This is a genomic window from Paenarthrobacter sp. TRD_SC_7, from assembly GCF_056156245.1.
Map to the genome: position 1 here is coordinate 2,002,487 of NZ_CM149587.1, position 24,267 is coordinate 2,026,753.

Consider the following 24,267-nt stretch of genomic DNA (forward strand, 5'->3'; position numbering starts at 1 on the left):
CAGACAAGGTAATCTTCGTAGCGTGCTTGGAATCAACGGCCCGGAGTTCATCCTCCTTCTGATTATCGGCGTACTCGTCATCGGTCCCAGCCGTTTGCCCGAATACACTCAAAAGCTCGCCAACCTGGTCAAGGAAGTGCGTCGGATGGCCTCCGGCGCCCGCGAGCAAATCAAAGAAGAAGTCGGCATCGACATCGATGACGTCGACTGGAAGAAATACGATCCCCGCCAGTACGATCCCCGTCGTATCATCAAGGACGCGCTCCTTGATGACGATTCCAAGCCGGTCAGTGCTGGAGCGCCCGCCGCTGCCGCCGCAGCTGTAGATGCCAAGCCCAAGGCTCCTGTGCGGGTCATTGAACGGCTCGCCGAGGGCGAAGCTGCCCCGTTCGATTCCGAAGCAACCTGATTCAAAACACCTGACCGCCCCCTAAGGGCCGCTGCTCAGCGGGGCTGGATTCCCAAGGGCATGCCGGACAGTCCGCGTGGTCGCGTGGCCAAAGCGGCAGCAATACCTTCCATCGCTTTGGCGGCAGCGGTTTCAGGTTCCGCCAAAACCACGGGTTTCCCGGCGTCGCCGCCCTCGCGCAAAAGGATATCCAAGGGAATCTGGCCGAGGAGCGGAACGTCGCTGCCCACGGCAACGCTCAACCGCTCAGCCAGGATGGCACCCCCGCCGCTTCCGAACAATTCCATACGGCCGCCGTCGGGCATTTCCAAGTACGACATGTTTTCGATGACGCCTGCCACCTTCTGCCCTGTCTGGGTGGCGATGGTGCCGGCCCGTTCGGCGACGTCCGCAGCAGCCGCCTGCGGCGTGGTCACTACCAGGATTTCTGCGTTGGGCAGTAGTTGCGCCACGGATATGGCGATGTCGCCCGTGCCGGGGGGCAGGTCCAGGAAGAGGGCGTCGAGGTCGCCGAAGTAGACGTCGGTGAGGAATTGTTCCAAGGCCCTGTGCAGCATCGGTCCGCGCCACGCTACCGGTTGGTTGCCCGCAACGAACATGCCGATGGAGATGACCTTCACGCCATACGCGACAGGCGGAAGGATCATGTCATCCACCTGCGTGGGTTTTTGGTTGATCCCCATCAGGGCGGGGACTGAGAAGCCGTGCACGTCGGCATCTACGATGCCCACCCGGAGACCCTGAGCGGCCAATGCACAGGCCAGATTGACGGTGACGGATGACTTGCCAACACCGCCCTTTCCGCTGGCGACGGCGTACACCTTGGTCAGGGAGCCCGGCTTGGTAAAGGGTATGCCGCGCTGTCCACCGGGCCCGCGGAGTTGTTCTTTGAGGGCTTCGCGCTGGGCCGGGGTCATGACCTTCAGTTCCACGTCCACGCCTGTGACGCCTTCTACGCGGGTGAGGGCGTCGGTAGCGTCCTTGGTGATGGTCTCGCGCAGCGGGCATCCGGCGATGGTCAGCAGAACAGCGACGTGAACGGCGCCGTCGTCACCGGCAGACACCGATTCCACCATCCCGAGTTCCGTGATGGGGCGCCGGAGCTCGGGATCAATGACGGTTGCCAGGGCAGCATGCAGCGCCTCGGCAGTTGCGATGCTCATAGGGTCAGGCTCGGCTTTCAGGATTGTCAGGCGATGGCTTGCCAGTGGAATGTTGCGGACCTGCTGCCCGCGGCGGGCGGACCTTCGGGATCTGCTGTGTGCGGGGCCCGCGCGATTTGTCGCGCTTCTCCTTCAGTTTCTCCTTGACCTTCTCGCCCGGCGATTCCGTGCCATCAGCGGCAGCTTCGTTCTCCCGAAGTTCCTCTTGGGCATCGATGATGTCTTCCAACAGGCTCCGGAGCTCGGTCCGGACGTAGTCACGGGTGGCTACTTCGCGCAAGGCGATGCGGAGTGAGGCCAGCTCCCGCGTCAGGTACTCGGTATCGGAGAGATTGCGTTCAGCACGCTGGCGGTCCTGCTGGAGCGAGACACGGTCGCGGTCATCCTGCCGGTTTTGGGCGAGCAGCAGGAGCGGTGCCGCGTAGGAAGCCTGAAGGGACAACATCAGGGTCAGCAGGGTGAAGCCCAGCTCCACGCGGTCGAACTGCCAGTCCGTGGGCGCGAACGTGTTCCAGGCAAGCCAGAACACACAGAACACCGTCATGTAGACGAGGAACGTCGGCGTCCCCATGAAGCGGGCGAAGCCCTCCGTAGCGTTTCCGAAGGCGTCCGGGTTCGGGGAGAACTTGGGCAGGATACGTTGGCGGCCACTCAGTGGCGTGTCAAGGCTGCTGCTCGAGCGTCCTGTGGACTTGGGGGATCGGGTGGCGTTGTTATCAGCCAATGCGGCCTCCAAGTTTCCTTATTGGGGCGTCGTCCTCATGGGCGCGCCAGTCATCCGGCAACAGGTGATCCAGCACGTCATCAACAGTCACCGCCCCCACAAGGCGGCCGTCGTCGTCCACGACTGGAAGTGAATTCAGGTTGTACGTGGCCAGGGTCCGGGCTACTTCGCTGATGTGCGCTTGGTCCGAAAGAGGCTCAAGGTTCTTGTCCACGAGGTTGCCCAGCGGTTCCGGCGGCGGGAAGCGCAGAAGCTGTTGTATATGCACTACGCCCAGGAAACGGCCGGTGGGCGTCTCCAGGGGAGGACGGGCGATAAAGATGGACGAGGCCAGAGCGGGGGAGAGCTCCTCGCGGCGGACATGGGCCAGGGCCTCGGCCACTGTGGCTTCCGGCGGCAGGATGACCGGGACCGGAGTCATGAGGCCACCGGCGGTGTCTTCGTCGTATTCCAGGAGGCGGCGGACGTCCTCGGCTTCCTGGGGTTCCATGAGTTGCAGCAGCTCTTCCGCCTGGGCAGTAGGAAGCTCGGCCAAGAGGTCGGCGGCGTCGTCAGGATCCATCTCTTCGAGGACGTCAGCTGCGCGTTCCACATCCAGCGCGGAGAGGATCTCCACCTGGTCGTCTTCCGGGAGTTCCTGGAGGACATCGGCGAGGCGCTCATCCTGAAGTTCACTTGCCACTTCAAAACGCCGCTTGTCGCTCATTTCCTGCAGGGCCTCGGCGAAGTCGGCGGGCTTGAGGTCTTCGTGTGTGGCAACGAACTGGGTGGCAGCCTGAGGCTCGTTGTGGGCGCCGGTCTGGGCATCGGCCCAATCGATGATCAGGGTCTCGTTGCGGCGGAGCCTGCCAAAGGGTGACAGGGAGTGTCCGCGGCGGACGAACAGCTTGCTGACGAACCAGTCCTTGGAGCGGTGCTGGTCCATGGCGATGTCCTCGATCGTGGCGTCTCCACTGCCATCGGCAAGCGTCACGCGGCGGTCGAACATTTCGGCGACCACCAGTGTTTCGGCACCGCGCTGCTCGAAGCGGCGCAAGTTGACCAGGCCGGTGCAAATGATCTGCGTCTGGTCAATGGACGTAATGCGCGTCATGGGAACAAAGACCCGTTTCTTGCCCGGAACTTCAACCACGATGCCCACTACATGGGGAGCGCCACGCGTGCCGCGGGAGAGCACCACGACATCGCGCAACCGGCCCAGACGATCGCCCAGGGGGTCGAAGACGTCCAAGCCGAGCAAGCGCGCGACAAAGACGCGTGAGGGATGTGTGCTCATGTTTACAGGCTACCGAGTCTGCTCTCTTTTAGCTGAATTCCAGCCGCTACACATGTCCATGAGACACAATGGGGCTATGTCAAACATTTTTGGTGCTCCCAAAGCCGTTGAGGAATCCCGCAGTGTCCCCCAAGGTGACACCGTGGGCTCGTACACCTCGTATTTGGATGCCCAGAAGGCGGTGGACTACCTCGCAGACCAGCAGTTCCCTGTTCAGCTGGTGTCGATCGTGGGCAACGACCTCAAAATGGTGGAGCGGGTAACCGGCCGCCTGAGCTACCCGAGGGTGGCGTTGTCCGGTGCTCTGAGCGGCATGTGGTTCGGTCTCTTCGTCGGCGTCATGCTGTCCTTCTTCACTCCCGCCGGGGGTCCGTTCTCCATCATCACATCGGTGCTCATGGGTGCTGCTTTCTTCATGCTGTTCGGTATCGTCACCTACGCCACGCAGCGCGGGAAGCGTGACTTCACCTCCACCAGCCAGGTGGTGGCCACCAACTACGACGTCATCGTCGCTGTGGAGGCAGCCCAGGAGGCCCGCCGCTTGCTCCACCAGCTGCCGATGAACCCGGCGCAGGCAGCCGCACCGCAGGCTACTAACTACAACCAGCAGAACGCACCGTTCCAGCAGCCTGGCCAGGCGCCCGAGCGGCCTTCCACTTGGAACGACCCCTATGGCCAGCGCGGCCCGGAGTCCAATGGTTCAAGTGCTCCTGAGGGACAGAACGCACCTGCCGGCACATCTGCCCCGGTGAACCCGCCCGCACAGAACCCGGCGCCCGCGGCTGTGCGTTACCCGGATCTCCCGGATGGTCGTCCGCAGTACGGCGTCCGAGTGGCCGACGCTCAGAGCCAAGCCCGGAACGCATCGCAGGAAGATGGACAGCAGTCCGGCTCCGAGGGTTCGCCCAAGCAGTAGACGCTGCAGCAGAGCACAAGCCTCCGTAGTGTAGAAAGGGAAGGCCACCGGATTTCCGGCGGCCTTCCCTTTTGCTCCAGCTCAAACTTGTGCTTTAGCTCAAACGGCGGGCTCTTAGCCCTGGGCTTCCTGGTAGATGCCGGCCATCCAGGACTCGACGTCGTCGGCCTTGCGCGGCAACGCGGCGCTGAGGTTAACGGGGCCGTCTGCGGTCATGAGGATGTCGTCTTCTATCCGGACACCGATCCCGCGGTAATCCTCGGGGATGGCGAGGTCTTCATTCTTGAAGTAAAGACCAGGTTCGATGGTGAAAACCATGCCCTCGGTGAGGATTCCATCGAGGTAGAGCTCCCTCTTTGCCTGCGCGCAGTCGTGGACGTCGAGGCCCAGGTGGTGGCTGGTACCGTGCGGCATCCAGCGGCGGTGCTGCTGGCCTTCCGGGCTGATGGCTTCCTCGACGGATACAGGCAGCAGTCCCCACTCGGCCAGGCGTTCGGCCAGGACCGTGGTTGCCGCCGTATGGATGTCCCGGAACTTAACGCCCGGCTGGGCGGCAGCGAAACCGGCATCAGCGGCGTCAAGCACGGCCTCATAAACCTTGCGCTGGACATCGGTGAACGTACCCGTCGCCGGCAGCGTGCGGGTGATGTCAGCCGTGTAGAGGGAGTCTGCCTCCACACCGGCATCGAGGAGAAGGAGTTCGCCGGCATTTACGGTTCCGGAGTTGCGGTTCCAGTGCAGCACAGTGGCGTTGTTGCCGGACGCGGCGATGGTGTCGTAGCCGAGTTCGTTGCCTTCCTCGCGGGCACGGGCAAAGAATGCTCCCTCAACAACACGCTCGCCGCGCTTGTGGGTTAAGGCGCGGGGAAGCGCGCGGACCACGTCAGCGAAGCCCTCCACGGTAGCCGCAACGGCGATCTTCATCTGCTCGATTTCCCACTCGTCCTTGATAAGGCGCAGCTCGGACAGTGCTTCGCTGAGCTTTTCATCCAGGGCGTCGAGTTCGCCAAGGTCCAAGGTTTCGGGGTCCTTGGCGGTGTTGTAGCGGGCGGTGTCCACCAGCGCGTCAATGTTCTCGTCAACCTTGCGGACCAAGCGGATGGAGATGCCGCCGATTTCCGGAGCGCCAACGTTCTTGGTGATCGCCATTTCGAGCTCGGCGATGTGTGCGGTGGGGAGGCCGAGGCGGGCTTCGAATTCGGCCAGCGTTGGGCGTGCACCGATCCAGAACTCACCTGCACGTGAGTCAGCGTAGAACTGCTCTGTATCCCGGCCGGCCAGCGGACGGAAGTAGAGGGTGGCTGTGTGGTGGCCGCCGTCGTCGCCCTTTCCTTCAGCGACCGGCTCAAGGATGAGGACGGCGTCGGGCTCGTGGTCCAGGCCCAGACCCGTGAGGTGGGCGAAACCGGAGTGGGGGCGGAAACGGTAGTCGCAGTCGTTGGAACGGACCTTCAACGGACCGGCCGGGATAACAAGCCGTTCGCCCTTGAACAGTTCAGAAATAGTACGACGGCGGCGCGCGGCGTGGTCTGCAACGGCGTCACGCGCAGGGGTCACCTGCGGGGCGGGCGCCCAGTTGCTGGCCATAAATGCCTTGAAGGCATCGGATGTGGGCCTTTGCGAGCGGTTGTTGACCCGCTCTTGCAGTGGCTGGGAGGACGAGTTCTGGGTGTTTTCGGCATCGTTCACCGTTACATCGTCCCACCAGTTACGTGAGGAGGCCAACGGCGCAACGCTCCAAGCAGGCCCGCATCCCATAGGCTGGGAAAGTGAGGATAGACCTGCATACGCACTCAAATGTTTCCGACGGAACCGAGACACCGGCCGGCGTGATCATCTCCGCCGTGTCAGCCGGTCTGGACGCCGTAGCGCTGACCGATCACGATTCCACGGATGGCTGGGAACCCGCCGCCGCGGCCGCCGGGGAACACGGCATTGCCTTCGTCCCTGGGATGGAGATCTCTTGCCGAACAGAGCAGGGCATCAGCGTCCACTTGCTGAGTTACCTCCACGACCCTGCACATGCGGGCCTGCTGGAGGAAATCACCAAGTCCAAGGATGCCCGGCTCACTCGTGCCGAGCACATGGTCACTTTGTTGTCCGAGGATTATCCGTTGACGTGGGACGATGTGATCCACCACGTGGCTCCCGGCGCCACGGTGGGTCGGCCGCACATCGCAGATGCCTTGGTCGCCGCCGGTGTCGTCGCAGATCGAACGGAGGCCTTCACCTCCATCCTCACCTCACATTCGCGGTACTTCGTGCAGCACTATGCGCCCAACCCTGCAGTCGCCGTCGAGCTTGTCCGTGCAGCCGGCGGCGTTCCCGTCTTTGCCCATCCCGTTGCTTCGTCGAGGGGACGTATCGTCGGGGAGCGCACATACCGGGAGATGGTTGACGCAGGACTGCTGGGACTCGAGGTTGAACACCGCGACAATCCGGAAGAGGGCCGCACGTTCCTCCGCGGTTTGGCCGCCGAACATGGATTGCTTATCACGGGTTCCTCCGACTACCACGGAGCGGGCAAGCCTAACCTGTTGGGCGAAAACACCACCTCGCCCGAAGTTTTGGCGCGGATTGAGGAGTTGGCAACAGGCAGCACGGTCATTCGGTGAAGGGGGTCCGCTGATGGATCTGCAATTGCTCGCATCCGTGATCGTCACGCTGTTCGTCATCATGGATCCACCGGGTACCGTGCCGATTTTCATGTCGTTGACGGCCCAGATGTCGGCCAAGGACCGGAACCGCTCAGCGTTCCAAGCACTCTTGGTGGCCACCGGCGTGATCGTGGTGTTCGCCATCTTTGGCCAGTCAATCCTCAACTACATGCATATCTCGCTGGCGGCCTTGCAGGGTGCGGGTGGCCTGCTTTTGGTCCTGATCGCTTTGCAGCTGCTGACCGGGTCCACCAGCGGCGAGGAAAACGCCGCCAAGTACAAGAACGTGGCGTTCGTGCCGCTGGGAACGCCGCTCATGGCTGGTCCTGGCGCGATCGTAGCCGTCATGGTGTTCGTGCAGCAGTCCACCCAGCTGTCGGAGTACCTGGCGGTGGGACTCGGCATTGCTGTGGTGCTGGCCTCGCTGTATCTGGCGATGCGGTTCGCGGGCGTAGTGCAGCGCGTGCTCGGCGAAAACGGGGTGGAGCTTGTCACCCGGATCGCAGGCCTGCTGCTGTCAGCCATTGCCGTTCAGATGATCGCGGACGCCGTTCAGGCCTTCGTGAAGGGTGCTGCCTGATCCAGGCCGGTGTCAGGCAAGGCCTCGCCTTGGTGGAAATCTGCCTTGCTGCCCAGCCGTTTCCGCATGACCTCGATGGCCTGTTCGTTCTGGTCGACGCAGACAAAGTTGCGGCCCAGTTTGGCTGCCACAGCACCGAGTGTCCCTGAACCGGCGAAGAAATCAAGGCACCAATCGCCCTCACGGCTTGATGCGGAGACAATCCTGCGGACCAAGCCCTCGGGCTTTTGGGTGGGGTAGCCGGTCTTTTCGCGGCCGGTAGGCGAAACGATGGTGTGCCACCAGACATCCGTGGGCAGCTTGCCGAGCTCGCGTTTGGCGGGCGTGACGAGGCCAGGTGCCATATATGGTTCCCGGTCCACTTCGGCGTTGTCGAAGTGATACCTGGTGGGGTTCTTGACGTACACCAGGATGTTGTCGTGCTTGGTGGGCCAGCGGTTCTTGGCGCGGGCGCCGTAATCGTAGGCCCAAATGATCTCGTTGAGGAAGCACTCCCGGCCGAAGATCGAGTCCAGCATTACCTTGGCGTAGTGGACTTCCCGGTAATCCAAATGCAGGTACAGGGTGCCGTCGTCGGCCAGCAGGCGCCAGGCCTCCACGAGCTTGGGTTCCAGGAAGGACCAGTAGTCGCTGAAGGCGTCATCGTAGCTGTGCAGGGCGCCCTTGATGGTGTCGTAAGAGCGGCCCTTGAAGCCGACGCGGTCGCCGTCGCCGTCCGCATTGCGGACCATACGGGTTTCCTGGCGGCGTTGGACCCGGCCCGTGTTGAAGGGCGGGTCCACGTAGATGAGTGTGAAGGCGCCGTCCGGCAGCGTAGGGAGGAATTCCGCGTTGTCCGCGTGCACCACCAAGTTGCCGCCGTCCGGCGCCCAAACAGATTCAGTCATTGAGGTTTTTAGGCCTCGGTGCTGCCGGATTGGGCAGCGGCGGTCTCACCGGAAACCACTTCGCCGTTGCGGCGGCGCGTGCGGGTCCGACGCGTCCGAGCCGGCTTCTCTGCATTGTCAGCGCTGGCAGTGCGGGTTTCCGAGGCCCCGGCAGCGGGGGCTCCCTCGCCATCAGAAGTACGACGGCGGCGCGTACGGTTGCGACCGCTCTCGCCCTTGGATTCACTGGATTCGGCGTCACCTGACCTGCCGGAGCGGCCTCGGCCGCCGTCGCGACCGCCGTCGCGCTTGCCGTCACGTCCGCCGTCGCGGCCTGAGCCGCCGGAGCGGGCGTTTTTCTTGCCGGTCTCGCCCAAGTCCTCAAGGACCTCGGCGTCGACGCCCGCGAGGACGCGCTTGTTGCGCGGCAGGCGGCCCTTGGTGCCCTCCGGGATGTCGAGGTCGGCGTAGAGGTGTGGCGAGGAGGAGTAGGTCTCCACGGGCTCGGGAACGCTGAGTCCCAGGGCTTTGTTGATCAGGCCCCAGCGGGGCATGTCGTCCCAGTCAACGAAGGTAACTGCGGTGCCCTTGTTGCCGGCGCGGCCGGTACGGCCAACGCGGTGCAGGTAGATCTTCTCGTCTTCGACGCACTGGTAGTTGATGACGTGCGTGACGTCATCAACGTCGATGCCGCGGGCGGCGACGTCGGTAGCCACCAGGACATCCACTTTGTTGTTGCGGAAGGCGCGGAGGGCCTGCTCGCGGGCACCCTGGCCGAGGTCGCCGTGGATGGCTGCAGCAGCGAATCCGCGGTCAACGAGTTCCTCGGCAACCTTCGCGGCGGTGCGCTTGGTCTTGGTGAAGATGATGGTACGGCCGCGTCCTCGGGCCTGCAGGATACGGGCCACCACCTCAGACTTGTCCATGCTGTGTGCACGGTAAATGAGCTGGCGGATGTCGCGCTTCGTCAGACCTTCATCGTCCGGATCCGCGGCGCGGATGTGGGTGGGCTGCGTCATGTAGCGGCGTGCCATCGCGATGACGGGGCCGGGCATCGTTGCCGAGAAGAGGAGCGTCTGCCGAACCGCGGGGGTGCCGGCGATCAGGGTCTCAACGTCCGGGAGGAAGCCGAGGTCCAGCATTTCATCGGCTTCGTCAAGGATCACCATCTTGACGTTCTTGAGGCTGAGGTGCTTCTGCTTGTAGAGATCGATCAGCCGGCCAGGCGTGCCGACTACGATTTCGACGCCCTTCTGCAGGGCATCAACCTGGGGCTCGTAGGCACGGCCGCCGTAGATCGTGGCGATGCGGGCGTTGCGCTTCCGTGATGCGGTCTGGAGGTCGTTGGCCACCTGCACGGCAAGTTCACGCGTGGGGACGATGACCAGGGCCTGGGGGGCGCCGGGGACAGCAAGCTTTGCGTAGCCCGCGTCATCCCGTCCGGCGACGCGCTGCAGGGCAGGAATGCCGAAGCCAAGCGTTTTGCCGGTACCGGTCTTGGCCTGGCCGATGATGTCGTGGCCACTCAAGGCGACCGGGAGGGTCATGGCCTGGATGGGGAAGGGATGGGTGATTCCAGCGTCGGCCAAGGACTCAACGATGTCGGCGCGGACATTAAAGTCAGCGAACGACTTCTCTTCGATCTCGTGGGGCGTCTCATCCGAGATGATCGTTTCCTCGGGTTCAATGGATTCGGTTCCGGTGGAGTCGGTCAAGACTTCGTGGGTATGCAATTCACTCACAGGGAGTTTCCTTATTCATTTGGGCATTGGCGCTGCATGCTCAACGGCGGCGGCGGAGCCGTACCGGAGCACGAACGGGCGCGCAAGCAAGTCCAGTGGAAGCCGATCGCGGGCTATCTAAGTACTGGCACTGGTGACCAGTTGGTACATCTCAAGATCGCGTAGGGGCGGGCTTGTTGAGTTCAAAAATTAACTGAATCAACGACCGGGCATCCATTACTACAAGCCCAGTCTATCCTCTGGGGGGCGGAAACCCCGGATCGGCGGATGAACGGCGTCAGGGCAGCAGCTCGAACCTGATCTCCCGGCTCGCGATATCTGCCTTCAACAGGCGCACCCGAACCTTGGTTCCGGACTCCATTTCGCCGTCACATCGGGCCGTAACGGCAGGGTCTGCAATTTGGATGACGCCAAAGGGTCCGTTCCCGTTCCCGTTTCCATTGCCGTTCCCGTTTCCTCTGGCGTTACCGTTGGACGGTTTGGAACCGGAAATGACCACAGCCTCGAACTCCTGGCCGATGTGGTTGGCCACGAGCGCCGCTTCCACGGTGTCCAGCGCCGAGCGCTCAAGGCGTCCGGCCAGCTGGTCTGAGGATGCCATGATCTCGGGCAATGAGGGGAGGGCCTCACGCGCCCACGCCGGGATGTCGTGGTTATTGCTGAGCGCTTCGCAGATCACAAGGACAAAGCGATCAATGAGGCGTCGCAAGGGTGCTGTGGTGTGCGCATAGGGCGCCCCGATGGCTGCTTGGATCACGTTGGCTGGCACATCGCCGTCAAAGGGGGTGTAGCCGGCGCCCCGGAACAACGTTCCGGCCGAGTGCAGGATGGCCAGCTGTTTGGGATCGGATGCGTCCAGGGTCCGCAGGTATTCGCCGTAGGTGACTTGGCCATCCCAGGGCTTGCCGAGTGCAGACGTCTGCCGCTTGAAATGAAGTAGTGACCGATCGTCAGGTGCGGGCATGGTGCGCAGGATGCCCACTTTTCCATCGAGCATCATCTGCGCGGCGGCCATGCCGGTCATGAGGGAGATCTGCGCGTTCCAGTCCTCAACCGGCAGGGACGGGGCAGCAGCGATCCTGTACCCGCCGCCGTCGGTCGCTTGGACTATTTCCTGTTCCGGCATATTGAGGCTCGCGCCGCCGCGCTGCCGTTCCAGTTCGACGCGCTTTAGTCCCACTTCTTTGAGGAGCTGAAGAACCGGTGGGGCAGTACCGTCGTCGATCTGCTGTTGGGCCCCCTTGTAGCTCAGCTTTGCCCTGCTGCGCACGGCGGCGCGGGCAACGGTGACGGCAAGCACTTCAGCATCCGCGTCCAAGTCGAAGTCCCAGACAAAAGCACTGCAGTCCTGGTCAGCCAGCAGGCTGCCGGCGTTCTCGCTGATGACCTCCGGATGCAGCGGGATCCGGCCGTCAGGGGCGTAGAACGTCTGCCCGCGCTGACGCGTTTCGGTATCCAGCGCACCACCGGGCGCCACGAAGGACGGAACATCGGCGATGGCATAGAAGACCTTGTATCCGTCACCGGCCCGCTCAATGAACAGTGCCTGGTCCAAGTCGGTGGACGTAGCAGGGTCGATGGTTACAAAAGGTATGTCCCGCAGGTCCTGGACCGGCAACTCGAGGGTCTCCACTGCCTCCCGGGCCTCTTGAACGGCCGCTGCCGGGTACTCGCCAGGGAGTTCCAGCTCTGTCCTCAGGGCGGCAAGGGCCGCGGCGAGCTGGTCAGACGAATCGTCGACGTTGGGCGCAATCCTATGATGTGACACGAAAATCAGGTTAGCCCGAAATGGGCCGATAGTCTTGGACGCCCTGGCGAAAAAACCCGCCGTCCGTGAGGGATGGCGGGTTATTTCTCGAAGCACGTATGTGGCCGGGGCTACTGGCCCGGCGGAGGTGTCAGCGTGAAGGTTGCGGCTTCATCGCCATAGACATCGGTGACCACAATGGTGGTGGGGCCATTCTTGACGTCAAACGCGATAACTCCCTGCTGCACTTCTCCAGGGGCAACAGTGCCCATGGGCAGGCTCCCCAGTCCTTCCTCGAGGAAAAGCAGTTCTCCCTTTTTGCCGTCAGCATCGTAGGCCTCGAAGTTCGTTGACGCGGCGAAGCTCGTCCCCGTCAGTGTCTCCCAGGAGACCTCCAGGACGAGGAAACCTCCGTTGGCGGGCTTCATGTATGACATGGAGGGAATTTCTTTGGTGTAAAGGGAGTCAACGACGCCGACCTTCACTGTGGTGCTGTCATCGACGTTAACAGTGAAGGAGTTCGCCTCGCTGGCAGTTCCCGAAGACGGCAACAGCGGCCCCTGGCTGGCCGAAGGGAGCGGCGCGACAGGTGTGGTTCGGCCCTGCTGGACCGCAGCAGCCACTAGAGTCAACGACAACACCGTGGACACGATTCCGAGGATCAGGCCGGCAAACCAGACGACGACGGTGATGATCCACGCCTTCTTCTTGTTCTCCGGGTAACCCACCAGCGGACGGCCTTGCTTGTCCCGCGCGTTTCCTGTCAGCGTGATGATGAGGTCCACGATGGACCAGATACCGAAGCCGCCCGCGGTGAGCAGCTTGGCCACACCGGTGCCGATCTTGCCCAGATAAAAGCGGTCGACACCAAGGCCACCCAGGAGCAGCGACAGAATCCAGGTGGTCATGAAGGACTTGGCCGGAGCACCTGCTCCCGGGGTTCCGTAGGGACCGAAATCCGGCCCGGGTTGGTAACCGGTCGGGGCTCCACCCTGGAACTGGCCTGCAAAGGTGGAGGGGCCTGAGGGGACCGGTGGAACTCCTGCTCCGGCCTCGTTCTGGGGCGAGGGCGGGTAACTCGGGTGACTCATTAATGATCCTTCGGTGAAGTGGGTGCGAGGAGGAGGACTTGCGTCATGCGGGCATGCGGCAGTCAACTCACTTCGAGCCAGCCTAGTAGGAGTGGCGCTGGAAGCAGGAACCCGGCTTCGAGGAGGTTGTGGACGGCCAGGGATAATCTTGGATCATGGGCACTTCCCCGGACGTCGCAATCTCTGCGGGGCAACTCTCCACGGAGTTGCTCGGAGCCATGGCATATGGCGAGCTGTCCGCCTTCGGGCGGCTCTCCCTTGATTCCCGCTATGCACCCACGCTTCACGACAGGTCGGTGCTCGGGAAGATCGCCGTCGGGGCCTACGGCAACTTTGCCCTCCTCAGCGACCGATTGTCCGAGATGGGTGTCGATCCCGAACAAGCCATGCTGCCGTTTCAGCGCTCCTTTGATCATTTCCATGAGCGCACCAAACCGGGGGACTGGTTCGAGTCCTTGATGAAGGCCTATGTCATCGATACTGTGTCATCGGACTTCTACAGGGCCGTCTCCATGTTCCTCGACCCAACAACGCAGCATTTCGTTGAGCGTGTGGCTTCCCCCGATCAGGCAACGGAAGTCCTTCGCGTCCTGCTGAGACGGGCCTTGGCCGATGACCCGCGCCTGGCCTCGCGGCTGGCGTTGTGGGGCCGCCGCTTGGTGGGAGAAGCCTTGACGCAGGCGCAGCGCGTCGGCATGGAGCACCCCCTGCTGGGCCCAACGCTAAAGAGTGGTGGGGACGCGCGTGCTGCGGTCAAAAGGCTGACGACGGAACTCGCTGATAAGCACGCGCGCCGGATGACAGGCCTTGGCCTGACCGCGTAACCGCCTGGCTGCCTGACTTTCGCTAGACGGTGTCGAGCGCTTGCAGCAGCGACTTTGCTGCCGCCGTCGGGTCCGTCGCCTCGGTGATGGCACGGACGACGACGATCCGGCTGGCTCCCGCGGCCACTACCTGTTCAACGTTGCTGAGGTCGATGCCACCGATGGCAAACCAGGGGAGCGTCACACCGTTGCTTGAACGCTTGCACGCTTCCGCGGCATATGTGACCAGATCCGGACCGACGGCTTCGCGGCCGGGTTTGGTGGGTGTTGCCCAGACCGGACCCACACAGAAATAATCCAGTCCCATGGGACCTTGGGAGGTGGCGATTGCAGCGTCGACTTGTCCGGGTGTGTGGGTGGAAAGGCCGATGCCGGTGACGTTCGGCAAGAGGGTGCGGGCGGCCGTCAAGGGCAGGTCCTTCTGGCCGATGTGGAATACGGGAGCCCCGGAAATACTGGCAACATCGGCCCGGTCGTTGACTGCCCAGAGCCGACCACGCCGTTGTGCCACGCTCCGCAGGACGGCCAAAATATCCAGTTCCTCCGCAGCTTCCAGTGCCTTGTCGCGGAGTTGGATGATGTCCACGCCGCCTTCAAAAGCGGCGTCCACAAAGTCTTCAAAATCGCCCTGCCGTTTACGGGCATCGGTGCACAGGTAAAGGCGGGCGGAGGCGAGGGCATCAGGCTGGGTCATGGAAACCAGAGTAGTTCCTCTAAACTGGGCACGTACTGCGGGAGCCGCGACGTTCGTCATATGACTGTCCGGCTGAGAGGGCTTCAGCGCCGACCGCTTGACCTGATCCGGCTAGTACCGGCGTAGGGAAGGAAACGCATGGCAGATCCCCGCCATACTGCCATCCAGGCAGACGTGGCCGTCATTGGTGGCGGCGTCATCGGCCTCGGCATCGCGCACGAAGCCCGACGACTTGGCCGTTCAGTTGCCCTCATCGATCCAGCGCCCGCGTCCGGCGCGACGTTTGCCGCTGCCGGCATGCTTGCACCCGTCAGCGAACTGCACCACCAGGAAGAAGATCTTCTTGACTTGATGCTCGAGTCTTCCCGGCTCTGGCCCTCCTTCGCGGACGGCCTGCACCCGGGGGGAGGGGACAGTGGATATCGCACGACGCCGACCCTCGCCGTGGGTGCCGATGCAGCCGACCGCAGGGCGCTCGCAGACTTAAGGTCGGTCCAGCTTGCGGCTGGCCTGGAAGTCGAACCTATCGCTCTGCGGGACGCGAGGCAACGGGAGCCGTTCCTCAGCCCGCAGATCTCCTGTGCTTTTGACATCCCTGCCGACCACCAAGTCGATCCGAGGAATCTCGCGGCATGCCTCCTGGCAGGACTGGCAGCCCACTCGCCAAGTGACAGTTCCTGGGTGCCGGACGCCGATGACGGATTCGCAGTTGCTTCCCGGGCGCGCGGTTTGCTGTGGGAAAGCGGGCGTGTCACCGGCGTGGCGCTGGACTCAGGAGTCACCGTTCACGCCGGAGAAACGGTGGTGGCCAACGGGCTCGGGGCGTCCCAACTCTCCGGTCTCCCTGATGGCCTGAGCCTTCCGGTGAGGCCGGTATATGGCGACATCCTTCGGCTACGCGTCCCCGGGCACCTCATGCCCTTGCTCACGTCAACTGTTCGCGGGATGGTTCGTGGGGTGCCTGTGTACATCGTGCCCCGGGACGACGGAACTGTGGTGATTGGAGCCACGCAACGCGAAGACGGGTTGTCAGCCTCTTCCAACGCGGTCTCGGCGGGTGGCGTTTACCAATTGCTGAGGGATGCCCAAGCATTGGTCCCCGCAGTAGCGGAACTGGAACTCTTGGAAGCAACCGCCCGCGCCCGCCCTGGGACTCCGGACAACGCACCGCTGCTCGGACGGGTCACCGGTTCCGACGGCGACATTGCAGGTCTGGTAATCGCGACGGGATTCTTTCGCCACGGCGTCCTCCTGAATCCGGTAACCGCCAGGATCGTGGGGGAACTGATCAACGATTCGGTCGACCCCCGATGGGTGCATTTCCGACCCGATCGATTCGCCGCAAACGCCTCTGGACACCGGGGCCTCACGCCAGCTGTACACGCTCCCACCAAGGAAACAGCATGAACATCAAACTCAACGGATCCGATCACGCAGTGGAGGACAACGCATCCGTCAGCACTCTCGTCACGGCCATCACCGGTCGCGTCCTGGACCCCCGCGGACAGGCAGCCGATGGCGGGAAGCTGGGAGTCGCCGTCGCCCGTAATTCCGAGGTAGTGCCGCGCAGCCAATGGGCCGCGACGGCACTCGCCGACGGAGATGAACTCGAACTCGTCACTGCAGTCCAAGGAGGCTGAATCATGACAACAGCAAACATTGAGGTCCGTACCGATTCCTTGGTGATCGACGGTGTCGAATTTGGGTCCCGCCTGATCATGGGTACCGGCGGTGCGCCCAGCCTGGACGGCTTGGGTTCTGCGCTCCTTGCTTCGGGAACGGAGCTCACCACAGTGGCGATGCGCCGCTATTCGCCCGCCGAAACCGGATCGCTGTTCCAGCTGCTGGTGGACCACAACATCCGCGTGCTGCCCAATACGGCGGGCTGTTTCACTGCCAAGGACGCCGTGATGACCGCTGAACTGGCTCGGGAGGCATTGGAAACCGATTGGGTGAAGCTGGAAGTCATTGCCGACGAACACACACTCCTTCCCGACGCCGTGGAACTGGTGGACGCAACGGAACAACTGGTCAACCGTGGCTTCAAGGTTTTCGCTTACACCAATGACGATCCCGTCCTGGCGCTGAGGCTTGAGAATCTGGGTGCCACAGTAGTGATGCCCTTGGGATCGCCCATTGGGACCGGCCTTGGCATCCTGAACCCGCACAACATTGAGCTGATAGTGTCCCGAGCCTCTGTACCAGTGGTCCTCGATGCGGGGATCGGGACAGCTTCCGATGCTGCCTTGGCCATGGAGTTGGGCTGCGACGCCGTCCTGCTAGCCACAGCTGTAACACGGGCGCAGAACCCGGTGCAGATGGGCGAAGCCTTCAAACATGCTGTGATCGCCGGTAGGCTGGCCAAGCAGGCAGGCCGGATTCCACGGCGGGAGCACGCGCTCGCATCCTCGGCGATGGAGGGCCGGGCAGAGTTCCTCTGATGAAGGAGCAGTCATGGCAGGCACGGAAGACCAACTGACTCAAGCGGCCATCAACGCTGCTCTCGGGGACCTGCCGGACTGGAAGTACCAGGGTGGCCTGGTGACTGTCTATAAAACCTCGACGGCGGCGGACGCGCTTGCACTCATCGCCGCGGTTGGAGAAATCGCCGAGGATCAAAATCATCATCCGGACCTGGAGTGGCGCTACAACAGGGTTTTTCTCCGCTACGTATCCCACGATGCGGGCGGCCAGGTGACCAAACGTGACGTTGCCGCTGCCACCGCTGTCAGCGAAGCGGCCGCAAATATAGGTGCAGCCGCGCAGCCTGAGCGGTATCCGGCGTCGTGAAGAGCCGAGATGGCAATTAACACCAATCCCAAGCTCGACCATTGGTGTTAACTGCCATCTCGCGCCTCAAAGCCGCAGCGCCTTGGTGAGCGCCGCAGTATCGTGCTTCGTCCGGGTCCGGCCCAAGAAGAGCACCACGGCAACCGCCGCAACAGTGCCGAGAACAATCGGCAGGACCCACGGAATCCATGTGGCGCCAGGCTGGTAGCCCAACCCGGCGCTGATGAATGCGATCCAGCTCAGGGTGCCGACAGCTGCTGAGACGCCGGCAGGCAGCGCGATCCCGTATTTGCCGTGCCGCTTGTCGTTGGCCCACACGATGAATCCGGTGGCAATGGTGGCCAAAACCACCACGACGAGAGAAAGCATGAAAACTCCTTAGCGGACGACGAGACGTGGGGCTGGGCTAGAGGGCGCCGAAGCCTACGCGGCGAACTTCCTCGGCGCCGATCTCCACGTAGCCCAGGACGTTGCCGGGAACGATGATCTGGCGGCCCTTCTCGTCCGTAAGGCGAAGTTCGGAGCCCTTGGTCACGGCCTCGGCCACGATCTTGGCAACCGCGTCGGCATCCAAAGAGGATTCGAGCACGATCTCACGGCCAACGTTCTGAATGCCGATCTTTACTTCCACAGCAAGGCCTCCAAGCCAATCAAGGGTTAAGTCAGTCCTCTATTTGTAGCCTAGGACTCTTTGGGGAATCGACTGATTCCGCGCCAAGCTAAACGATAGATCAGATCGCTGGCCACATCGAGGTCCAGGTTTCCATCCGTTTCAAGCCAATACCGGGCGCTGACCTGCGCCATTCCGGCTAAACCACGCCCAAGAAGCTGCGCTTCAAGCGGGGGCAGCTTGGTGTCCTCGGCAATGACGTGGGCCACGGCGTCAGCAAAGGTTTTGTTGAAAGTCTCCAAACGCGAGCTGACGTCGGGGTCGTTAATGAGGTCCGACTCGAATACCAGGCGGTGTGCTTGGTCGTCGTCGGCAATGAACCTGTAGTAGGCGCGCATGACGGCCTTGACGCGTTCCTTGTTGTCCGTGGTGGAGTTCAGGGCGTCGAGCATCAGCTGCGTCAGGGTTGCCAAGTGGCTGTCCAAAAGGGCCATATAAAGCTCACGCTTGGACGGGAAGTGCTGGTAAAGCACTGGTTTGCTCACGTGGGCAGCTTCTGCGATTTCGTCCATGGCCGCCCCGTGGAAACCGTTGGAGACGAAAACTTCCAATGCCGCGTTCAGCAACTGTGCGCGGCGCTCGTCCCGCGGCAACCTTGGTGAACGCGTTGTACCTGCCCGTTCCTGCTTGGCCGGTGCCCCATCGTTTGCCCGTGTGCCGTCAGCCACAGTCTGCCGCCTTTCCTTTGCAGTTATGACTACTCTACCGGGGGGTAATATGACCGGGCGGCATCGGCAGGCATACATTGGGGTATGGCCTCAATTGTTGCTGCCCACACTGCTGCGCCCGCTGTCCTGCCGCCCCTCGTTGAACCGGCCGCCGAACTCACGCCGGCAGAGGTGGAGCGATACTCCCGGCATCTCATCATTCCTGAAATTGGCGCCCTGGGCCAACGCAGGCTTAAGAATGCCAAAGTCCTCGTCATAGGAGCAGGCGGACTTGGTTCTCCTGCGTTGTTGTACTTGGCTGCCGCCGGTGTAGGGACCCTCGGCATCGTGGACGACGACGTGGTGGACCTCAGCAACCTGCAACGCCAGGTCATCCATGGCGTGAAGGACGTGGGCACGCCCAAGATCCAATCCGCACGCAACGCCATCGCCGAGCTCAACCCCTTGGTCAACGTTGTCCTGCATGACATCCGGCTCGACTCTTCCAATGCCTTGGAGCTGTTTGCGCAGTATGACCTCATCCTGGACGGCGCCGACAACTTTGCCACGAGGTACCTCGTAAACGACGCCGCTGCCATCCTCGGTAAGCCCTACGTCTGGGGCTCCATCTTCCGGTTCGACGGCCAAGTGAGCGTCTTCTGGGCCGAACACGGTCCCACCTACAGGGACCTCTATCCTGAAGCTCCTCCCGCCGGCTCCGTGCCGTCCTGTGGTGAGGGTGGCGTGTTCGGCATGCTGTGCGCCGCGGTTGGATCGCTCATGGTGACGGAGGCCGTTAAGCTGATCACCGGCGTCGGGCGTACATTGCTGGGCCGGGTGGCGCTGTTCGACGCCTTGGGTGGAAGTTGGCGCGAGATCAAGGTCTCCAAGGACCCTGAAGCCGAACCCATCACGGAACTGACCGACTATGAGGCATTCTGCGGCGTGACGCCACTTGCGGCCACGGACCAGGATCACACTGTTTCGGCCAAGGAGCTCGCCGCCATGATTGCTGAGCGGGAGTCGGGGGAGCGGGACTTCGAACTCGTGGACGTCCGTGAGTCCGGGGAGCACAGCATCGTCAGCATCGACGGTTCCCGCCTCATTCCGCAGGGTCGCATCCTCTCCGGCGAGGCGTGGGTGGAGCTGCCGCAGGACAAAGACATTGTGTTCCACTGCAAGGCAGGCACGCGCTCGGCTGCCGTTCTGGAGGCGGCGCAAAAGGCTGGCTACACCCGCGTCAGCCATCTCGACGGCGGTATTCTCGCCTGGGTGCGGGATGTGGAGCCGCAAAAGCCCGTCTACTAAGCGGAGGGGTGGGCGCCCAAGTAGCAGAGGAGGGCGGTCAGGCGCTTTCGGAGCGGAGTTGCTCGTGATCCACCGGGCACTCGGCGGCCGGGGCAACAGCCTGGGGCTGTTCCACCTGGATACCGTAGAGGGCCTCGAGCGCGGCAACATAGTCATCCTGCTGGCCGTTGGCTGCGAGTTCGCGGGCACGGACGGTGGGGATGTGCAGGAGCTGCTTGACCATCCGGCGCAAAGCGAACTCCACCTCTTCGGCAGCGGCAGTACAACCGTGGCGGGCGCGGACTTTTTCCATTTCCGCGTCCAGGACGTTCATGGTGTGGCGGCGGAGCGCCACGATGGCGGTGTCCACGGAGCGGGCTTCGCGTTCGGACTCGAATGATGTGGCAGCGCCGTTGACGATTGCGCTGGCTTGCGAGAGTGACTCTGCCTGTTCCTGAGGCGCAGCGAGCCGTACGGATTCGAGCGTCAGGAGTTCAACGCCGTCGAGTTCGCCCACTGCAGGATCGAAATCATGGGTAAGGGCGAGGTCGATAGCGATCAGGGGTTTGCCCGAATTCGCCCGGACACGGGCTAGATCTGCGGCCTCCACCCGGTTGTCGGAACCGCTGCAGCCGATCATGACGTCAGCCGCGGCAACGGCAGGGGGAAGAGTGTCGGCGTCGAGCGCTGTTCCGCCGCGTGTTGCGACGAAGCCTTCGGCGCGGCCGGAAGAAGAATAAACAGAAACATCCGTGCAGCCGCGCTCACGGAGAAGCGACATGGTAGCGCCGGCGTAGGCCCCGGTTCCGAACACAACCACTTTCTTGGTGGACCAGTCGTCATTTTCGGCGAGGTCAGTGGCGAGGTCCAGTGCGACCGAGACGATCGAAAGCCCACGCGAGCCGAGGGCGGTTTGCGCGCCTACGTCCTTGGCGGTCTTCGACGCTGCCTGGAAGAGACGCACGAGGCCGGAGCTGGCGGTGCCTTCCTGCTGGGCCGTGATCAGTGCCCGGCGAACCTGGCCTGCAATTTCACGCTCACCCACCACGGCTGAATCCAGTCCGGCGCTCACGGCGAAGAGGTGCCGGGTGACGTCCGGGCCAGTGTGGGTGGCAAAGGATCGGGAGACGAGTTGCTCGTTGAGGCCGCTGAGTTCGCTGATCTGTGACACGAGGGCCGAACGGGCTGCCTCAAGGTCGGCGCCGTTGGCAGTTTCGCCGTAAACCTCGTAACGGTTGCACGTGGCAAGGACCACCGCACCGGAGACCACAGAGGAGTCCGTCAGGGCTGCCGAGGCAAGCTCAGAGGAACCGTTGCTCAACTGAGCGACAGTTTCGAGGTCGATGTCGGCGTGTGTAGCCACCAATGAGAAAAGAACCACAGCACCCCAATCATAGCTTTTTCGTAGCCCGGTAGAACAATGTGGCGCCGTGGCGATCCACACGCAAGTGAGTGATCCCGGCCACAACGGCCCGGGCGGGGCGCGACGTGACAGCTTGTCGTTATCTTTTGCCCCCGATTTTCGGCACAATCGAAGGCATGACTTCTAGCGCGGCAGCATCCAACAGTACGGCCTCCAACGCCCCGGCGGGAACCCTCGACGCCAACCACCCGCTGAAGGATGGTCGCACCTCGGACTCCCCGCTGATCACGGCGTACCGCGGTGGCACACCGTCCCGCAGGCCAGTCTGGTTCATGCGCCAGGCCGGCCGTTCCCTGCCTGAGTACCTGAAGGTGCGGGAGGGCGTGGCCATGCTGGACTCTTGCCTCCGCCCGGAACTCGCCGCCGAGATCACCCTCCAACCTGTTCGCCGTCACGATGTGGACGCCGCCATCTTCTTCTCGGACATCGTCATTCCGCTGAAGCTGGCGGGTGTCGGCGTGGACATCGTCCCCGGCGTCGGACCCGTCTTGGACAAGCCGGTCCGGACGGCAGCCGACGTTGCTGCCCTGCCCACGCTGACCTGGGAGGCCCTCGAGCCCATCCGTGAAGCCGTCCGCCTGACGGTTGCCGAACTCGGAAGGACACCGCTTATCGGCTTTGCCGGTGCACCCTTCACCCTTGCGGCCTACATGGTTGAAGGGAAGCCCTCGCGTGACCACCTCGGCCCGCGGACCATGATGCACGCCGATCCCGAGACGTGGGCCGCACTGGCCAACTGGGCTGCCGATACCTCCGGCATGTTTCTTCAGGCCCAACTTGAGGCAGGGGCTTCGGCAGCGCAGCTGTTTGACTCCTGGGCCGGATCCCTGGGCCTGGCTGACTACACCAAGTACGTGGCGCCGGCATCCACCCGCGCGCTTGACCATGTCCGCGGACTCGGGGCGCCGTTGATCCACTTCGGCACCGGCACCTCCGAACTCCTGGTTGCCATGCGTGACGTCGGCGTGGACGTTGTGGGCGTCGACTACCGGCTGCCCCTGGACGAGGCCAACCGTCGACTCGGTGGGACCGTGCCGCTGCAGGGCAACATCGACCCCGCTCTTCTATCTGCCCCGTGGGAGGTCCTTGAAGCCCACGTTCGTGAGGTCATCTCCGCCGGTTCCCATGCCCCCGGCCACGTCCTGAACCTTGGCCACGGAGTTCCTCCCGAAACGGATCCCACGGTCCTGACGCGCGTCGTGGAACTCATCCACTCCATCCCCACGGAGTAGGAGCAGTGCGCGGGGGACACTCAACGCCCAAGGCAAACGCTGCACGGCCAACCGCCGTCGTAGTGGGCGGCGGCATCTCAGGCCTGATCGCCGCGCGGGAACTGGCCGCTGCCGGTTCGGACGTCACTGTCCTCGAGGCGAGCAACACCTGGGGCGGCTGCGTAGGAAGCCATGTTGTTGCCGGGCTGCAGTTGGACAGCGGGGCGGAGTCGTTCGCCACACGGTCCACAGCTGTGGCCGACCTCGCGCGTGAGCTTGGACTGGCGGACCGGATCGTGGCCCCGCACCCGGGAGGTGCCTGGGTGCAACTGCCGGACGGCCCGCAAGAGCTCCCAAAAACGGGAGTGCTTGGGATTCCTGCGAACCCCTGGGACCCCGAGGTACGGCGGTCTTTGGGCCTCGCCGGAGCAATCAGGGCCTCTTTGGACCGCTGGCTCCCTGCCTCTGTTGGAACGTCCTCGGAGGTCACCAGCGTTTCCTCCTTGGTTCGTGCCCGCATGGGCAAGAGAGTCCTTGAACGGCTTGTTTCGCCGGTGGTGGGTGGCGTTCACTCGGCGGACCCTGCACTCTTGGATGTTGACATGGTCGCGCCGGGCCTGCGCGCGGGACTCCGTGCTCACGGCTCTCTCGCTGCCGCGGTAGCGGCTCAACGCAAAACCGCCAACGGCTCCGCGTCGGGTCCGGTTAAAGCGGGGTCCGCCGTCGCGGGCTTGAAGGGTGGAATGAACACCCTGGTGGACGCGCTGGTAGCGGACCTGCGGGAACGCGGAGTTGAGTTGCTCTCCGGTCAACACGCCGACGACGTCGTGAAGACCCCGGAGGGTTGGCGGGTCACCGCCGGGAATGCCACGTACGACGCCGGGCGTTTGGTGGTTGCGCTGGACGGTCCAGCAGCCGTTGGGCTGCTGGAGAAGTCCTTGCCTGAGCTGTCCAGCCTCCGCCCGGCTCCCGGACCGCTGGTGAGCCTTGTGACGATAGTGGTGGACTTGCCCCAGCTCGATGGCAGGCCGCGGGGGACGGGGATCCTGGTGGCACCTGAAACCCCGGGGATCAAGGCCAAGGCCCTAACACATGCAACGGCCAAGTGGGATTGGCTGGCTGACGAAGCTGGTCCCGGCACGCACGTTTTGCGTCTCTCCTATGGTCGACGCGAAGAGGCGGACGGGGGAGCGGATCTTGTCTTGGATGATGCATCGCTGTTGGCCGCTGCCTTGGAAGACGCTTCCGCGCTGCTGACGGTACCGGTGTCGCGGACGGACATCGTTGGCTGGGATGTGGTGCGGTGGGCGGGCGCCTTGCCGTTCGCCGCCGTCGGTCACAAACAGCGCGTGGCGCAAGTACGCCAGATGTGCGCCGCTGTGGACCGACTTACCGTGGTGGGCGGCTGGTTGGCCGGAAACGGCCTTGCCGCAGTAGTGGCTGATACGCGGGCGCAACTTGCTGCGGTACGCGCCGACAGACCGCTTGCTGAGTGATTTACATCACTTCTACGCCTTGTAGAACTGATCCGTTTCGACTTAGCGGCTGGC

The 24,267-nt window shown here is 63.2% G+C and carries 25 protein-coding genes and 1 riboswitch; of the genes, 12 read left to right on the forward strand and 13 right to left on the reverse strand.

Annotation, left to right across the window (positions count from 1 at the left end; translation table 11 throughout):
• The first annotated feature begins 22 nt into the window (after positions 1 to 22).
• Positions 23 to 409, forward strand: coding sequence for a twin-arginine translocase TatA/TatE family subunit (locus AC0J5Z_RS09740; RefSeq protein ID WP_475038874.1), 387 nt, complete (start codon positions 23 to 25; stop codon positions 407 to 409).
• Between the two features lie 35 nt (positions 410 to 444).
• Here the strand turns inward: AC0J5Z_RS09740 and AC0J5Z_RS09745 are convergent, their stop codons facing one another.
• Genes AC0J5Z_RS09745 through AC0J5Z_RS09755 form a run of 3 tightly spaced genes read right to left on the reverse strand, consistent with a single transcriptional unit; the run spans position 445 to position 3,572 of the window.
• A complete protein-coding gene (locus tag AC0J5Z_RS09745; RefSeq protein WP_475038875.1) occupies positions 445 to 1,572 on the reverse strand; it encodes an Mrp/NBP35 family ATP-binding protein in 1,128 nt (375 codons plus the stop codon).
• A 4-nt stretch (positions 1,573 to 1,576) separates the two neighbouring features.
• Complete coding sequence (locus AC0J5Z_RS09750; protein WP_475038876.1) at positions 1,577 to 2,308, reverse strand: DUF1003 domain-containing protein; 732 nt, start codon at positions 2,306 to 2,308, stop codon at positions 1,577 to 1,579.
• Positions 2,289 to 3,572 (reverse strand): magnesium transporter MgtE N-terminal domain-containing protein, encoded by a 1,284-nt coding sequence (locus tag AC0J5Z_RS09755; RefSeq protein ID WP_475038877.1) that lies wholly within the window; start codon positions 3,570 to 3,572, stop codon positions 2,289 to 2,291. Before AC0J5Z_RS09755 ends, AC0J5Z_RS09750 begins: the two co-directional genes overlap by 20 nt.
• 76 nt (positions 3,573 to 3,648) lie before the next feature.
• Between AC0J5Z_RS09755 and AC0J5Z_RS09760 the strand changes: the two genes are divergently transcribed.
• Positions 3,649 to 4,488: a YflT domain-containing protein gene (locus AC0J5Z_RS09760; protein ID WP_475038878.1), complete on the forward strand. Its 840-nt coding sequence runs from the start codon at positions 3,649 to 3,651 to the stop codon at positions 4,486 to 4,488.
• Positions 4,489 to 4,602: 114 nt separating this feature from the next.
• On the opposite strand, the gene AC0J5Z_RS09765 is transcribed toward AC0J5Z_RS09760, so the two are convergent.
• The gene (locus AC0J5Z_RS09765; RefSeq protein ID WP_475038879.1) at positions 4,603 to 6,177 is read right to left on the reverse strand and encodes an aminopeptidase P family protein; all 1,575 of its coding nucleotides are present in this window, start codon (positions 6,175 to 6,177) and stop codon (positions 4,603 to 4,605) included.
• 80 nt (positions 6,178 to 6,257) lie between these two features.
• Here AC0J5Z_RS09765 and AC0J5Z_RS09770 point away from each other — a divergent pair, with 80 nt between their 5' ends.
• Both AC0J5Z_RS09770 and AC0J5Z_RS09775 read left to right on the forward strand, forming a co-directional pair.
• Positions 6,258 to 7,103, forward strand: coding sequence for a PHP domain-containing protein (locus AC0J5Z_RS09770; RefSeq protein ID WP_475038880.1), 846 nt, complete (start codon positions 6,258 to 6,260; stop codon positions 7,101 to 7,103).
• Between the two features lie 13 nt (positions 7,104 to 7,116).
• The gene (locus tag AC0J5Z_RS09775; RefSeq protein ID WP_475038881.1) at positions 7,117 to 7,725 is read left to right on the forward strand and encodes a MarC family protein; all 609 of its coding nucleotides are present in this window, start codon (positions 7,117 to 7,119) and stop codon (positions 7,723 to 7,725) included.
• Here the strand turns inward: AC0J5Z_RS09775 and AC0J5Z_RS09780 are convergent.
• From AC0J5Z_RS09780 to AC0J5Z_RS09795, 4 genes are all read right to left on the reverse strand, one after another.
• Complete coding sequence (locus AC0J5Z_RS09780) at positions 7,698 to 8,612, reverse strand: DNA-methyltransferase (RefSeq protein WP_475038882.1); 915 nt, start codon at positions 8,610 to 8,612, stop codon at positions 7,698 to 7,700. The two genes, AC0J5Z_RS09775 and AC0J5Z_RS09780, sit on opposite strands and share 28 nt — an antisense overlap.
• An 8-nt stretch (positions 8,613 to 8,620) precedes the next feature.
• Positions 8,621 to 10,333 carry a DEAD/DEAH box helicase gene (locus AC0J5Z_RS09785; RefSeq protein WP_475038883.1) on the reverse strand — a complete coding sequence of 571 codons (1,713 nt, stop codon included), beginning with the start codon at positions 10,331 to 10,333 and terminating at the stop codon, positions 8,621 to 8,623.
• Between the two features lie 277 nt (positions 10,334 to 10,610).
• Complete coding sequence (locus tag AC0J5Z_RS09790; RefSeq protein WP_475038884.1) at positions 10,611 to 12,101, reverse strand: RNB domain-containing ribonuclease; 1,491 nt, start codon at positions 12,099 to 12,101, stop codon at positions 10,611 to 10,613.
• 110 nt (positions 12,102 to 12,211) lie between these two features.
• The gene (locus tag AC0J5Z_RS09795; protein ID WP_475038885.1) at positions 12,212 to 13,171 is read right to left on the reverse strand and encodes a TM2 domain-containing protein; all 960 of its coding nucleotides are present in this window, start codon (positions 13,169 to 13,171) and stop codon (positions 12,212 to 12,214) included.
• 155 nt (positions 13,172 to 13,326) lie between these two features.
• Here AC0J5Z_RS09795 and AC0J5Z_RS09800 point away from each other — a divergent pair, with 155 nt between their 5' ends.
• The gene (locus AC0J5Z_RS09800; protein WP_475038886.1) at positions 13,327 to 13,995 is read left to right on the forward strand and encodes a ferritin-like fold-containing protein; all 669 of its coding nucleotides are present in this window, start codon (positions 13,327 to 13,329) and stop codon (positions 13,993 to 13,995) included.
• A gap of 22 nt (positions 13,996 to 14,017) precedes the next feature.
• Here the strand turns inward: AC0J5Z_RS09800 and thiE are convergent, their stop codons facing one another.
• Complete coding sequence (gene thiE / locus AC0J5Z_RS09805) at positions 14,018 to 14,689, reverse strand: thiamine phosphate synthase (protein WP_475038887.1); 672 nt, start codon at positions 14,687 to 14,689, stop codon at positions 14,018 to 14,020.
• Between the two features lie 27 nt (positions 14,690 to 14,716).
• A riboswitch (TPP riboswitch) is annotated at positions 14,717 to 14,835 on the forward strand.
• Here thiE and thiO point away from each other — a divergent pair.
• The 4 genes from thiO (at position 14,828) to AC0J5Z_RS09825 (ending at position 17,479) form a co-directional block, all read left to right on the forward strand.
• Positions 14,828 to 16,096: a glycine oxidase ThiO gene (gene thiO / locus AC0J5Z_RS09810; RefSeq protein WP_475038888.1), complete on the forward strand. Its 1,269-nt coding sequence runs from the start codon at positions 14,828 to 14,830 to the stop codon at positions 16,094 to 16,096. (Overlaps the previous riboswitch by 8 nt.)
• A complete protein-coding gene (thiS, locus tag AC0J5Z_RS09815; RefSeq protein ID WP_475038889.1) occupies positions 16,093 to 16,329 on the forward strand; it encodes a sulfur carrier protein ThiS in 237 nt (78 codons plus the stop codon). The genes thiO and thiS overlap by 4 nt, the downstream gene beginning before the upstream one ends.
• A 3-nt stretch (positions 16,330 to 16,332) precedes the next feature.
• Positions 16,333 to 17,130 carry a thiazole synthase gene (locus AC0J5Z_RS09820; RefSeq protein WP_475038890.1) on the forward strand — a complete coding sequence of 266 codons (798 nt, stop codon included), beginning with the start codon at positions 16,333 to 16,335 and terminating at the stop codon, positions 17,128 to 17,130.
• Positions 17,131 to 17,143: 13 nt separating this feature from the next.
• Complete coding sequence (locus AC0J5Z_RS09825; protein WP_475038891.1) at positions 17,144 to 17,479, forward strand: 4a-hydroxytetrahydrobiopterin dehydratase; 336 nt, start codon at positions 17,144 to 17,146, stop codon at positions 17,477 to 17,479.
• A gap of 66 nt (positions 17,480 to 17,545) precedes the next feature.
• Here AC0J5Z_RS09825 and AC0J5Z_RS09830 read toward each other — a convergent pair whose 3' ends face one another.
• From AC0J5Z_RS09830 to AC0J5Z_RS09840, 3 genes are read right to left on the reverse strand one after another with little or no spacing between them, the layout of a single operon-like run.
• Entirely contained in the window at positions 17,546 to 17,848 is a 303-nt protein-coding gene (locus tag AC0J5Z_RS09830; protein WP_475038892.1) for a hypothetical protein, read from the reverse strand.
• Between the two features lie 37 nt (positions 17,849 to 17,885).
• Entirely contained in the window at positions 17,886 to 18,110 is a 225-nt protein-coding gene (locus AC0J5Z_RS09835) for a DUF3107 domain-containing protein (protein ID WP_091468712.1), read from the reverse strand.
• Positions 18,111 to 18,160: 50 nt separating this feature from the next.
• On the reverse strand, positions 18,161 to 18,895 hold the full coding sequence (locus tag AC0J5Z_RS09840; protein WP_475038893.1) for a TetR/AcrR family transcriptional regulator: 735 nt from the start codon (positions 18,893 to 18,895) through the stop codon (positions 18,161 to 18,163).
• A gap of 6 nt (positions 18,896 to 18,901) precedes the next feature.
• On the opposite strand from AC0J5Z_RS09840, the gene moeB reads away from it, so the two are divergent.
• A complete protein-coding gene (gene moeB, locus AC0J5Z_RS09845) occupies positions 18,902 to 20,104 on the forward strand; it encodes a molybdopterin-synthase adenylyltransferase MoeB (RefSeq protein ID WP_475038894.1) in 1,203 nt (400 codons plus the stop codon).
• Between the two features lie 37 nt (positions 20,105 to 20,141).
• Here moeB and AC0J5Z_RS09850 read toward each other — a convergent pair whose 3' ends face one another.
• Positions 20,142 to 21,464, reverse strand: a complete 1,323-nt coding sequence (locus AC0J5Z_RS09850) for a glutamyl-tRNA reductase (RefSeq protein ID WP_475038895.1) — start codon at positions 21,462 to 21,464, stop codon at positions 20,142 to 20,144.
• A 158-nt stretch (positions 21,465 to 21,622) separates the two neighbouring features.
• Here AC0J5Z_RS09850 and hemE point away from each other — a divergent pair, with 158 nt between their 5' ends.
• Together hemE and hemG are read left to right on the forward strand one after the other, a co-directional pair.
• Positions 21,623 to 22,738 (forward strand): uroporphyrinogen decarboxylase, encoded by a 1,116-nt coding sequence (gene hemE, locus AC0J5Z_RS09855; protein WP_475038896.1) that lies wholly within the window; start codon positions 21,623 to 21,625, stop codon positions 22,736 to 22,738.
• Between the two features lie 5 nt (positions 22,739 to 22,743).
• Positions 22,744 to 24,213 carry a protoporphyrinogen oxidase gene (hemG, locus tag AC0J5Z_RS09860; RefSeq protein WP_475038897.1) on the forward strand — a complete coding sequence of 490 codons (1,470 nt, stop codon included), beginning with the start codon at positions 22,744 to 22,746 and terminating at the stop codon, positions 24,211 to 24,213.
• Positions 24,214 to 24,267 lie beyond the last annotated feature (54 nt).